General features: G+C 72.8%; 11 protein-coding genes. 1 reads left to right on the forward strand and 10 read right to left on the reverse strand.

From position 1 onward, the window contains the following. Positions 1 to 126 precede the first annotated feature (126 nt). From NH339_RS14820 to NH339_RS14850, 7 genes are read right to left on the reverse strand one after another with little or no spacing between them, the layout of a single operon-like run. A complete protein-coding gene (locus NH339_RS14820) occupies positions 127 to 1,833 on the reverse strand; it encodes a GerMN domain-containing protein (protein ID WP_253026698.1) in 1,707 nt (568 codons plus the stop codon). Then, positions 1,830 to 3,374, reverse strand: coding sequence for an MtrAB system histidine kinase MtrB (gene mtrB / locus NH339_RS14825; protein ID WP_308207081.1), 1,545 nt, complete (start codon positions 3,372 to 3,374; stop codon positions 1,830 to 1,832). The genes NH339_RS14820 and mtrB overlap by 4 nt, the downstream gene beginning before the upstream one ends. 13 nt (positions 3,375 to 3,387) lie before the next feature. After that, positions 3,388 to 4,107, reverse strand: coding sequence for an MtrAB system response regulator MtrA (mtrA, locus tag NH339_RS14830; protein WP_067855469.1), 720 nt, complete (start codon positions 4,105 to 4,107; stop codon positions 3,388 to 3,390). Positions 4,108 to 4,159: 52 nt separating this feature from the next. Beyond that, entirely contained in the window at positions 4,160 to 5,602 is a 1,443-nt protein-coding gene (gene ahcY / locus NH339_RS14835) for an adenosylhomocysteinase (RefSeq protein ID WP_253026702.1), read from the reverse strand. A 42-nt stretch (positions 5,603 to 5,644) separates the two neighbouring features. Further along, positions 5,645 to 5,815: a Trm112 family protein gene (locus tag NH339_RS14840; RefSeq protein WP_253026704.1), complete on the reverse strand. Its 171-nt coding sequence runs from the start codon at positions 5,813 to 5,815 to the stop codon at positions 5,645 to 5,647. 20 nt (positions 5,816 to 5,835) lie between these two features. After that, positions 5,836 to 7,197, reverse strand: a complete 1,362-nt coding sequence (locus tag NH339_RS14845) for a phosphomannomutase/phosphoglucomutase (protein WP_253026706.1) — start codon at positions 7,195 to 7,197, stop codon at positions 5,836 to 5,838. After that, positions 7,198 to 7,533 (reverse strand): DUF3499 domain-containing protein, encoded by a 336-nt coding sequence (locus NH339_RS14850; RefSeq protein WP_067861366.1) that lies wholly within the window; start codon positions 7,531 to 7,533, stop codon positions 7,198 to 7,200. Between the two features lie 48 nt (positions 7,534 to 7,581). Here NH339_RS14850 and NH339_RS14855 point away from each other — a divergent pair, with 48 nt between their 5' ends. Beyond that, positions 7,582 to 8,031 carry a metallopeptidase family protein gene (locus tag NH339_RS14855; RefSeq protein WP_253026708.1) on the forward strand — a complete coding sequence of 150 codons (450 nt, stop codon included), beginning with the start codon at positions 7,582 to 7,584 and terminating at the stop codon, positions 8,029 to 8,031. A gap of 12 nt (positions 8,032 to 8,043) precedes the next feature. Here the strand turns inward: NH339_RS14855 and NH339_RS14860 are convergent, their stop codons facing one another. From NH339_RS14860 to groES, 3 genes are all read right to left on the reverse strand, one after another. Then, positions 8,044 to 9,468, reverse strand: coding sequence for a DUF5719 family protein (locus NH339_RS14860; protein ID WP_253026710.1), 1,425 nt, complete (start codon positions 9,466 to 9,468; stop codon positions 8,044 to 8,046). Positions 9,469 to 9,597: 129 nt separating this feature from the next. Continuing rightward, on the reverse strand, positions 9,598 to 11,202 hold the full coding sequence (gene groL / locus NH339_RS14865) for a chaperonin GroEL (RefSeq protein WP_253026712.1): 1,605 nt from the start codon (positions 11,200 to 11,202) through the stop codon (positions 9,598 to 9,600). Between the two features lie 207 nt (positions 11,203 to 11,409). Further along, positions 11,410 to 11,703 carry a co-chaperone GroES gene (gene groES, locus NH339_RS14870; RefSeq protein WP_067854175.1) on the reverse strand — a complete coding sequence of 98 codons (294 nt, stop codon included), beginning with the start codon at positions 11,701 to 11,703 and terminating at the stop codon, positions 11,410 to 11,412. Between the last annotated feature and the right edge of the window lie 243 nt (positions 11,704 to 11,946).

The following is an 11,946-nucleotide window of genomic DNA, read 5'->3' on the forward strand; positions in this document are numbered from 1 at the left end:
CGGCCCCGAGGGCGAGGTCGGCCGCGGCGAGCCAGGAGTCCATGCAGCCAGCCTCGACCGCTCGGGGCACGGGTCCCCTCCCTCGTCGCGGTCCTGTGGACGGCGCCGCCCCGGAGCCGGCGACGTTCAGGCGCCTGGGGACAGCGACGCGACGCGGGTGATGCCGAGCCGGGTCCAGGTCGAGTCGGGGCCGAGGTACCAGAGCCGGTCACGCCGGTCGACGGCCCAGCGTCGCTCCCCCTCCACGACGAGCGTCCGCGGTGCGACGTCGGGCAGGATCGGCGCCCCGCCCGCGGCGCCCCCCTCGAGGGACGTGCCGTCGACGAGGCCCTCGAAGACCTGCCGGCCGAGCTCGGTGTCGCCGAAGAACGCGAGCCGCACGCCGTCGACGAACCCGACTGACGACGGCCGCCCGACCTGCCAGGGCAGGGCGCGGCTGGGTCCGAGCCCGACCAGGGCGTCGTCGCCCGAGCGCCGGACCGCGCCCACCCGCACGCGACCGTCGACGCCGGCCGTGGTCACCGCGTACCGCGCGCCGTCGGGAGAGATCGCGAAGGAGGTGACGTCGAGGCCCGCGAGACCGCCGAGAGGGAGCACGCGCGTGGCCTGCGGCTCGACGACCCGGACACGCGGGCCGGCGCCGGGACGGTCGACGACGACGAGCGTGTCGTCGGTGGTCCACCAGGCGGAGACCAGCCGGTCGACGGCCACCTCGACGCGGTCCGTCCCCGACGTGCGACGCACGAGCAGCCGCTCGCGGTCGCGCGAGAGGGTCGCGAGCCGCTCCGGGCCGACCACCAGGTCGGCGGTCTCGTCGGGGTCGACGTCCCAGGCGGCAGGCAGGTCGCGCAGACGGCGACCGTCGAGCTCGGCCGCCTCGCGACGCCGGCCGTCGACCACGACGTACGGCTCGGTCTGCTCACGGGGGCCGTAGCGGGACCAGGAGCCCATCGACTGCACGGCGCCTCCCGTCGGCGTCAGGGTGGTCGACCCCGCGCCGACCCGCACGCCCTTGACGTCGGACACCTGGCGCAACGTCCAGACCAGCTGGGCCGACAGACGGCCCTGGTCGACCGGCGAGAGGTCGGCGGCGGACGTGCCGAGGTCGACCTCGGCCACCCCGTCGCGGTCGACGGGCACCGCCGGTCGCAGGTCGCCCAGCCCGGGCAGGTACGTGCGCTGCTGCGCCCCGGGGTCGGAGGGGCCGCGCGCGAGGGAGGCGACGAGAGCGGTGGCCAGCTGCTCCCCCGCCGGCAGGTGGACGGCCGAGGCCACGAGGCGCGACCCCGTCGGGTCGAAGAAGTAGACCTGGAAGGCCCGGTAGTAGTCGGTGTAGAACTTGTCGGACACGAGCAGCCCGGGCGGCGGCTCGGAGATCCGCCACTCGCCGTCGACCCGCTGCAGGGCGAGGTCCCAGCTCGCCGCGCCGGCTCCCTCGGCGACCCGCCCCGACGGGCCCAGTCGCAGCACGCGCTGCGTCGAGAGGCGGACCCGTGCCGACGTGGTCCCCGTCCGCAGCTCCGCGACCGAGGGGTCCCGGTACACCTGCGTGCCGGCAGCGGGGTTCCAGCGTCGCGCCGCGTCCTCCGTCAGGTAGCGCTCGGCGACACCGGTCGAGGGCGGGAACGCCAGCATCGCGTCGAGGTAGCCCGCGACGACCTGCTGCGGCGTGGCCCCTCGGCTCGGCGGCGCCGGCGCGTAGAGGGCGGTGCTCTGCTCGAAGCCCTCGTTCTCCCGCACCTGCCGCACCGGGCCGCCGGTGGGGATCGCCGAGCACGCGGACACGACGGCGAGGAGCACCACGACGGCGGTCGCGCGGACGGCGCGCGTCACGCGAACACCCGCTGGACGACCGGGGCGGGCGCCGTGCTGCGTCGGGCGGGGTCGACGACGCGCGGGAGCGTCAGCACGAACTCGCTGCCCTCGCCGGGACGCCCCCACGCCTGCAGCGTCCCGCCGTGCAGCACGGCGTCCTCGCGCGCGATCGCCAGCCCCAGCCCCGTACCACCCTGGGTGCGGGCCGGGTCGGCCCGCCAGAAGCGGTCGAAGACCCGCAGGTTCTCGTCGCCGCGCAGGCCGACGCCGAAGTCGCGCACCGCGATCGACACGGCGAAGCCGTCCTGGGCCACCTCGATCTCCACCACGTCGGAGCCGCTGTACTTCACCGCGTTCGCGAGCAGGTTGCGCACCACCCGGTCGATGCGGCGGATGTCGGCCTGCACGACCGCCGGCCGGTCGGCCCCCACCGTGCGGCCGACGATCCCGGCGCGCTCCAGCAGCGGGTCGCTCGCGGCCGCACGCGCCACCCGCGCCAGGTCGACGTCGGCGAGGTCGAGCCGCGCGGCTCCCGCGTCGAAGCGGCTCAGGTCGAGCAGCTGGGTGAGCAGCTCCTCGAAGCGGTCGAGCTCACGCTTGAGCAGCTCGGCCGAGCGCGCGCTCTGCGGGTCGAACCGGTCGCGGGCGTCGAAGAGCAGCTCGCTGGCCATCTGCACCGTCGTGAGCGGTGTCCGGAGCTCGTGGGAGACGTCGGAGACGAACCGCTGCTGCAGCCGCGAGAGGTCCTCCAGGCGTCGGATCTGGCTCTGCAGGCTGGCCGCCATCTGGTTGAACGACGTGGAGAGCCGCGCGATGTCGTCCTCGCCGCTCACGTGCATGCGCTGCTCGAGGCTGCCGGCGGCGTACCGCTCGGCGATGCGTCGGGCCAGTCGCACGGGCGTGAGCACCTGCCGCGACACGATGAACGCCACGCCGCCCACCATGACCACCATCGCCAGACCGCCGACCAGGAGCGCGTTGCGCACCAGGCTGAGCGTCTGCTGCTGCTCGGTGAGCGGGAAGAGGTAGAAGAGCGCGTAGGTGTCGCCGGTGCCGGGTGCCCGCAACCGGCTGCCGACGACGACGGCCGGACGCGAGCCCGACCCGATGAGCGACAGCTCGGAGTAGCGCCAGAAGACCCCCGGTCGCTCGATCACCTGGCTGCGCAGGTCGGGCGGCAGCGAGCCTGGCGCGAGCCGTCCGGACGCGCGGACCGGCGGTGCCCCGCTGCCCGAGCGGAGCGGTCCCTCCAGCACCAGCTCGTAGGACCGACTGCCACTGTCGGTCTCGGTGACCGCGTCGACGAGCTGGGTCAGGGTGGCGGCCTGGGCCTGCGGCTGGGTCTCGACCGCGACGTCGAGCTCGGCCTGCGCCTTCTCGAACCCGCTGCGCGCCTCCGCGACCGCGCTCGCCGTGCGACTGCTCGTGAGCCCGTCGGCGATCTGCTGCAGCAGCGCCCACCCGACGATCGCGACGACGGTGGCCACCAGCAGCACGGTGCTCGTGACCACCCGGGCCTGCAGCGATCGTCGCCACAGCCCGGTAGCCCGCCGGATCACGCCGGCCGGCCCGTCATGGGGCCGGTTCGTCGACGAGCGGCGTGGGCGCGATGGCCTGGTAGCCGACGCCGCGCACCGTCCGGATCACCTGCGGCGACTCGGCGTCGTCCTCGATCTTGGAGCGCAGACGGGTCATGTGCACGTTCACGAGCTTGGTGTCGCCCGGGTGGTGGTAGCCCCAGACCCGCTGCAGCAGCACCTCGCGCGTGAACACCTGGTCGGGGTTGGACAGCAGGCAGGCGAGCAGGTCGAACTCCAGCGGCGTCAGGTCGAGCGCGCGACCCGCCCGGCTGACGGTGTGCGCACCGGGGTCGAGCTCGATGTCGCCGAACACGAGCGGCTCCCCGACGGCGTCGTTGCGGCGCAGCCGGGCGCGCACGCGCGCCACGAGCTCGGTGTTCTTGAAGGGCTTGGTGATGTAGTCGTCGGCCCCGGCCTCGAGGCCCCGCACCACGTCGAGGGTGTCCGACTTCGCGGTGAGCATGATGATCGGCACCCCCGACGTCGCGCGGATGCGACGGCAGACCTTCATGCCGTCCTGCCCGGGCAGCATGAGGTCCAGCAGGACGACGTCGGGCTTGAAGGACGTGAACACGTCCATGACCTCGTCGCCCGTGCGACAGACCGAGGTGGTGAGCCCCTCGGCCTGGAGCACGATGGTCAGCATCTCGGCGAGCGAGGCGTCGTCGTCGACGACGAGGACGCGGTCGCGCTTGCTGCGTCGGTAGCTCATCGCGACCCGCCCCTCACCTGGTGCCGGACCATCGTGCTCCGCTCGGTCGTGCTCAGTAGCGGTAGTGGTCCGACTTGTACGGACCGGCGACGTCGACGCCGAGGTAGGCGGCCTGCTCCTTGCTGAGCTCGGTCAGCTCGACGCCGAGGGCGTCGAGGTGCAGGCGGGCGACCTCCTCGTCGAGGTGCTTCGGCAGCACGTGGACGCCGAGCTCGTACTGGTCGGCCTTCGTGAACAGCTCGACCTGCGCCAGCACCTGGTTGGTGAAGGAGTTGCTCATGACGAACGACGGGTGACCGGTGGCGTTGCCGAGGTTCATGAGGCGACCCTCGGAGAGCACGATGATCTTCTTGCCCGGCTGGCCGTCCTCGCCCGGGAAGATCCACTGGTGGACCTGGGGCTTGATCTCGTCCTTGACGATGCCGGGGATCTTGGCCAGGCCGGCCATGTTGATCTCGTTGTCGAAGTGGCCGATGTTGGCGACGATCGCCTGGTTCTTCATCGCCTCGAAGTGCTCGACCCGGATGATGTCGAAGTTGCCGGTCGTGGTGATGAAGATGTCGGCGTAGTCGACGACCGTCTCGAGGCGCTTGACCTCGTAGCCGTCCATGGCGGCCTGCAGGGCGCAGATCGGGTCGATCTCGGTGATGATGACGCGGGCACCCTGGCCGCGCAGCGACTCCGCCGAGCCCTTGCCGACGTCGCCGTAGCCGCAGACGACGGCGACCTTGCCGCCGATCATGACGTCGGTGGCGCGGTTCAGGCCGTCGACGAGGGAGTGGCGGCAGCCGTACTTGTTGTCGAACTTGCTCTTGGTGACGGAGTCGTTGACGTTGATCGCGGGGAACAGCAGCGTGTTCTCCTTGAAGCGCTCGTACAGACGCAGCACGCCGGTGGTGGTCTCCTCCGAGACGCCCTTGATCATCGGGGCGCGGTTCGTCCAGCGCTGCGGGTCGGCCTCGAGCGAGCGGGCCAGCACGCGCAGGACCTCCTTGAACTCCTCGTTGTCGGTGGAGTCCAGCGGCGGCACGGCGCCGACCTTCTCGTACTCGACGCCGAGGTGCAGCAGCATCGTGATGTCGCCACCGTCGTCGAGGAGCATGTTCGGGCCGCCCTCGGCAAAGTCGAAGACCTTCTCGGCCTCGTCCCAGTACTCGGCGAGCGTCTCGCCCTTCCACGCGAACACCGGGACGCCCTGCGGGTCCTCGGGGGTGCCGTGCGGGCCGACGACGACGGCCGCGGCGGCGTGGTCCTGGGTGGAGAAGATGTTGCAGGTCGCCCAGCGGATGTCGGCGCCGAGCGCCGCGAGCGTCTCGATCAGCACGGCCGTCTGCACCGTCATGTGCAGCGAACCGGCGATGCGGGCGCCCTTCAGGGGCTGGTCGGCGCCGAAACGCTCGCGCATGGCCATGAGGCCGGGCATCTCGTGCTCGGCGAGCTCGATCTCCTTGCGCCCGAACTCGGCGAGCGACAGGTCAGCGACGTTGAAATCCATGGCCCCCATGCTACCCGGCCCGACGAGGCCCCGGGGACCGAGTCACGCCAACGCGCGCGCCTCCTCGACGAGCATCACCGGGATGTCGTCGCGCACCGGGTAGGCGAGCCGGCACGCCTGGCACACGAGCTCGGACGCGTCCTGGTCGACGAACAGCGACGACCGGCACTGCGGGCAGACGAGGATCTCCAGGAGCGCGGGGTCGAGGAACATGCTGCGCAGTCTACGGCCGGTCAGGCTCGCACGACCGCGAGCACCTCGTCGCGCACGCGCTCCATGGTGGCGTCGTCGGCCCCCTCGACGTTCAGCCGCAGAAGGGGCTCGGTGTTGGAGGCCCGCACGTTGAACCACCAGTCGTCGGTGGTGACGGTCAGGCCGTCGAGCCGGTCCTGGTGGTGGTCGACGTACTGGCGCGAGAGCCGCTCGAGGACGGCGTCGGTGTCGTCGACGCGGCTGTTGATCTCGCCGGAGGCGCTGTAGCGCGAGTACTCCTCCATGAGGGCGCTGACGGTGGTGTCGGTCTCCGCGAGCGCGGCGAGCACGTGCAGCGCGGCGAGCATGCCGGAGTCGGCGAGGTAGAACTCGCGGAAGTAGAAGTGTCCGGAGTGCTCGCCGCCGAAGACCGCGCCGGTCCGGGCCATCTCGGCCTTGATGAGCGAGTGCCCGACGGGGGTCCGCACCGGCACGCCGCCGTGCTCGCTGACGATCTCGGGGACGGCGCGCGAGCAGATGACGTTGTGCAGGATCGTCGCGCCGGGCTCCTGGAGCAGGTGCCGGGCGGCCACGAGCGCCGTGATCGTCGACGGTGCCACCACGTCGCCGTGCTCGTCGACGACGAAGCAGCGGTCGGCGTCGCCGTCGAAGGCGAGCCCGAGGTCGGCACCGTGCTCGCGCACGGCGGCCTGCAGGTCCACGAGCGTGCTGTGGTCGAGCGGGTTCGCCTCGTGGTTCGGGAAGGTGCCGTCGAGCTCGAGGTAGAGCCCGATCACCTCGAGGTCGAGCCGGCCGAGCACGGCGGGCACGGTGTGACCGGCCATGCCGTTGCCGGCGTCGACGACGACCTTCAGGCGACGTCCCTCGACGGGCGCGAGGCCGAGCAGCGTGTCGGCGTAGGTCTGCAGGAACTCCAGCGACTCCAAGGTGCCGGTGGGCTCCGGCACGTCGGCGGGGTCGCGGTCGAGCAGCGGGCTGGCCGCCTCGGCCATGGCGGCCAGCCCGGACGACAGGCCGATCGGACGGGCGCCGGCCCGGCAGAGCTTGAGCCCGTTGTCGGCGGCCGGGTTGTGGCTGGCCGTGACCATCACGCCCGGCACGTCGAGCACGCCGGACGCGCAGTAGAGCATGTCGGTCGAGGCGAGGCCGATCTCGACGACGTCGCCGCCGCGCGCGCGGATGCCGTCGGCGACGGCTCCCGCGACCTCCGGCGACGACGCGCGCATGTCACGGCCGACGACGGCCCGCCCGCGGCCGTCGGAGATGCCGACCTCGTCGGCGAACGCCTCCCCGAGCGCCCGCGCGATCGCCGGGTCGAGCTGGTCGGGCACCCGACCGCGGACGTCGTAGGCCTTGACGACAGGGCGCAGCCGTGCGTGCATTCAGTCTTCCTTCGGTGGGGGGACGAGCGTGAGTCCGGGAGGTCCTGCTGCGGGGCGAGGACGACGACGTCCGACCTCGCGCACCGCGTCGGCGAGCGCGAGGAGGTCGTCGTGGCTCGGGCGCACCGTCGACGGGTCGGGCGCGAGCCGCAGCACGCTCCACCCGTTCGGCGCGGACAGCCGGCGGCTGTGCTCCTCGCAGAGGTCGTAGGTGTGCGGCTCGGCCGCCGTGGCCAGCGGGCCGAGCACGGCCGTCTGGTCGGCGTAGACGTACGTCAGCGTCGCCACGGCCGGCTGGGAGCACGCGGACCGCGTGCAGCGTCGAACAGCACCCACGGGCCGAGCGTAGCCCGCCGAGGGGTGCGGTGCGGTTAGGCTCACCGCGTGACCCGACGTCTGCAGCACCTGGACGGGACCGTGAGCGGGCCCCGGCCCGGACGGATGCGGACCCGCCGGCGCGACGCACGAGGTCCGCTCGCCCTCCCGGGGCCCTTGTCGCCGCGCAGCGTGCCGGCGCACCGGACGCCGCGCGAGGAGTTCGACCACCTCGTCGCCGGTGTGCTCGCGCCGCTGGCGAAGCACTTCGACGCCGAGCCCGACCAGGTCGAGGTCGTCGTCGAGGACGTGCCGCTGCTGCCGCCGGAGTGGTCCGAGGACGTGCCGCTCAGCAGCGTCGCGCGTCGCGGCGACGTCACGCTCGTGGTGCTCTACCGGCGGCCGCTGACCGAGCGGTCCGGCGGGCGGGTCGACCTGGAGGAGCAGGTGTGGGACGTCGTCCTCCATCGTCTCGCCGAGGTCTGGCAGGTCTCCCCCGACGACCTCGACCCCCGCTAGTCGCCCCTCCCGTCAGGGGGCGGGCCGGACGCGGGGCGTGAGCACGTCGACCGGCGCTGGCTGCAGCGCGAGGCTCGCCTGGCGTCCGCCGGCCGTGTAGTGCGCCGTGCCGACGACGCCGCCGTCGGAGCGGACCAGCACCGAGGACACGCCGTCGAGGTCGAGCACGCGGCCGAGGTCGACCCGCACGGTCGAGCCCGCCGGCACGGACACCTCGGCGCGGTCGCGGCGCGCGAGGTCAGGGCCACGGCCCTCCACCACGACGGTGCGGCCGGCGTCGCCCGGCGCCGTGAGCAGGAGGTCAGGCTCGCCGACCGCGCCGCCGACCGGGACGAGCGCCCCGCCCGTCCAGGCGCCGACGTCCTCGAGCACCGAGAGGTCGCCGTCGGACGCGACCGACGCCGACGCCACGACCGGCTCGTCGGAGACGACGCGCAGCGCCGCCGGGCCGTCGCCGACGCTGGCGGGCAGGCTGACCCGCGTGACGCTGCCGGGCCGCACCCGGACCTCGTCGAGCCCCTCCGGTGCGAACGTCCCGTCTGGGCCCAGCACCTCCACGCGTGCCCGCGCCGTGGTCTCGCCCGGGTTGAGCACGCTGAGCGTCCGGGTGCCGCGGCCCACGAGGCCGGCGAGCACCACGCGACGCGAGGGCGAGGCCATGGGACTCACCAGCTCCGAGCCCTGCGCACTGCCTGTCGAGGTGTCGAGGGCGGCGACCGCGACGGCGCCGCGACGCCGGGCCACGTGCACGCCGAGGACGTCCTCGCCGGCGGCGAGGTCGGAGAGCCTGACGGTGCGGGTCGACCCCGCCTCGACGACGAGACCCTCGCCGCCGACGGCGTCGACCGGGCCCTCGGGCGACCAGAGCGTGACGTCGAGGACCGCGGGCGTCTGCGACAGGTTGGTCAGGGCGAGGATGCCGAGACGACGCTGCGCGGACCCGAGTCCGGCGTACCAGGCGTCGTCGACGACGCCCGGGCAGCGACCGACGACGAGACCGTCACCACGGGCCGCGCCGAGGACGCCGGTGACGAACCCCACCCCGCCGGAGCCCTCGCCGCGCTGGGTCACCAGGAGCGACCGGTCGCCCCGACCGAGGGCACGGGCGAGGTCGGAGCGGACCCAGCGCGCCGGGTCGACGACGTCGAGCTCGACGAGGTAGCCGGGGTGGCGGGCCAGGTGCTCGATGGTGAACAGGCCCGGCACGCCCTCGCCGAGGATGGCGTCGCGCTCGGCGAGGTCCTCGGTGCGCAGGCCGACGATCTCGCCCTGGGGCACGCGCGCGTCGCCGAAGCGTCGCAGGTCGGCCTGCGTGAAGGGCCGCACCCAGCAGAACACCGCCTTCCCCACGAACCAGGCCCGGTTGCGGAAGGTGGTGCCCTCGCTCACCGACGGCAGCGCCGTGCACAGGCGTTCGACGTCGGCGAGGGTGGGCACGGGCCCAGCGTCGTGCGACGACGTCGGCCCGTCAACCCGGTCGACCACGCCCGCGGTCGACCACCCCGGGACGCGACGAGGCCCGCCGTCCCAGGAGGGACGACGGGCCTCGTTCGTGGTGCGGCTGACTCAGTGGTTGTGCCCGGCGTGGGCGTCACCCTCGTCGTCGGCCGGCTTGTCGGCCACGAGCGTCTCGGTCGTGAGCAGCATGGCGGTGATCGACGCGGCGTTGGCCAGCGCGGAGCGCGTGACCTTGACCGGGTCAAGGATGCCCTGCGCGAGCAGGTCGCCGTACTCGCCGGTGGCGGCGTTGTAGCCCTCGCCGCTCTCGCGGACCTTGGACACGACGACCTCGCCGGAGACGCCGCCGTTGCGGGCGATCCACTCCAGGGGGGCGTCGGCGCCGATGCGGACGATGCGCACGCCGACACCCTCGTCGCCGGTGAGGCCGAGGTCGTCGTCGAGCACGGAGACGGCGTGGACGAGGGCGGAGCCGCCGCCGGCGACGATGCCCTCCTCGATGGCCGCGCGGGTCGCCGAGACGGCGTCCTCAATGCGGTGCTTCTTCTCCTTCAGCTCGACCTCGGTGGCCGCGCCGACCTGGATGACGCAGACGCCGCCGGCCAGCTTCGCGAGCCGCTCCTGGAGCTTCTCGCGGTCCCAGTCGGAGTCGGTGAGCTCGATCTCGGCCTTGATCTGGTTGACCCGGCCCTCGACCTCGGCCGCGTCGCCGCCGCCGTCGATGACCGTGGTGTCGTCCTTGGTGACGACGACACGACGGGCGGTGCCGAGCACCTCGAGGCCGACCTGGTCGAGCTTGAGGCCGACGTCGGGGGTGACGACGGTCGCGCCGGTGAGGGTCGCGATGTCCTGCAGCATGGCCTTGCGGCGGTCACCGAACGCGGGCGCCTTGACGGCGACCGAGGTGAACGTGCCGCGGATCTTGTTCACGACGAGCGTGCTGAGGGCCTCGCCCTCGACGTCCTCGGCGATGATGAACAGGCTCTTGTTGGCCGCGATGACCTTCTCCAGCAGCGGGAGCAGCTCGGCCACCGAGCTGATCTTGCCCTGGTTGACGAGCACGTAGGGGTCGTCGAGGACGGACTCCATGCGCTCGGTGTCGGTGACCATGTACGGCGACAGGTAGCCCTTGTCGAACTGCATGCCCTCCGTGAAGTCGAGCTGCGTGCCGAGGGAGTTGGACTCCTCGACGGTGATGACGCCGTCCTTGCCGACCTTGTCGAACGCCTCGGCGATGAGCTCGCCGATGTGCGCGTCGCGCGAGGAGACGGTGGCGACGTCGGTCATGTCCTTGATGTCGTCGACGTCGCGGGCGACCTCGTGCAGGCGCTCGGAGACGGCCTTGACGGCGGCCTCGATGCCCTTCTTGAGGCCGACCGGGTTGGCGCCGGCGGCGACGGCGCGCAGGCCCTCGTGGACCATCGCCTGGGCGAGCACGGTGGCCGTGGTGGTGCCGTCACCGGCGACGTCGTTCGTCTTGGTGGCGACCTCCTTGGCGAGCTGGGCGCCGAGGTTCTCGAACGGGTCGTCGAGCTCGACCTCACGTGCGACGGTGACGCCGTCGTTCGTGATGGTGGGGGCGCCCCACTTCTTGTCGAGCACGACGTAGCGGCCCTTGGGGCCGAGGGTGACCTTGACGGTGTTCGCGAGGGCGTCGACGCCGCGCTCGAGCGCGCGGCGTGCGTCCTCGTCGAACTCGAGGATCTTGGGCATGGTGATGCCTTCCTACGAGTGGACTGGGTGGGTGTCAGGCAGGCCTGACGGGTGACGTCGGGCGAGGTCCGACACACGGGGTCGGACAGGTCTGACGTGCGTGGCGCCCGGCTGGCCAGGCGCCGTCGCGACGGCGACCTGGGAGCGGAGCGGTCGCCGAGCGACGAGCAACGCCGCCAGCCGGGATGCCACGCGCGTCAGAGTGCGTCAGGAGACGACGGCGAGGACATCGCGGGCAGAGAGGATGAGGAACTCCTCGCCCGAGTACTTGACCTCGGTTCCGCCGTACTTGCTGAAGATGACCTTGTCGCCGACGTTGACGTCGAGCGGGACGCGGTTGCCGGAGTCGTCGATGCGGCCGGGGCCGACGGCGACGACCTCACCCTCCTGGGGCTTCTCCTTGGCGGTGTCCGGGATGACGAGCCCGGAGGCGGTGGTCTGCTCGGCCTCGACGGCCTTGATGACGAGACGATCCTCGAGCGGCTTGATGGTGACCGACACTGGTCGACCTCCCCTTCAACGATGTGGTGAGTGACGGATGTACGTGATGGGTGTGCACGCCGTCGCGGGGGCCGTGCACGGGTTGGCAGTCTCGGGGTTCGAGTGCCAGTTCAGAATCTAGCACTCACCCCTCCCGAGTGCTAAGGGGTGTTCGCGGGCGGCGGACACGCGGCGGGGGTGCGGGCCGTGGGCGGCGGGGGTGCCGAGCCGAGGCCGGCGGGGGTGCCGAGCCGAGGCCGGCGG

Origin of the sequence: Aeromicrobium sp. CnD17-E, from assembly GCF_024124745.1 — a bacterium.
Taxonomy (GTDB): domain Bacteria; phylum Actinomycetota; class Actinomycetes; order Propionibacteriales; family Nocardioidaceae; genus Aeromicrobium.

Excerpts from the sequence above, each read along its gene's own strand:
- mtrA (WP_067855469.1), bottom strand. The coding sequence starts at position 4,107 with ATGAGCTACCGACGCAGCAAGCGCGACCGCGTCCTCGTCGTCGACGAC.
- ahcY (WP_253026702.1), bottom strand. The coding sequence starts at position 5,602 with ATGGATTTCAACGTCGCTGACCTGTCGCTCGCCGAGTTCGGGCGCAAG.
- NH339_RS14840 (WP_253026704.1), bottom strand. The coding sequence starts at position 5,815 with ATGTTCCTCGACCCCGCGCTCCTGGAGATCCTCGTCTGCCCGCAGTGC.
- NH339_RS14845 (WP_253026706.1), bottom strand. The coding sequence starts at position 7,197 with ATGCACGCACGGCTGCGCCCTGTCGTCAAGGCCTACGACGTCCGCGGT.
- groL (WP_253026712.1), bottom strand. The coding sequence starts at position 11,202 with ATGCCCAAGATCCTCGAGTTCGACGAGGACGCACGCCGCGCGCTCGAG.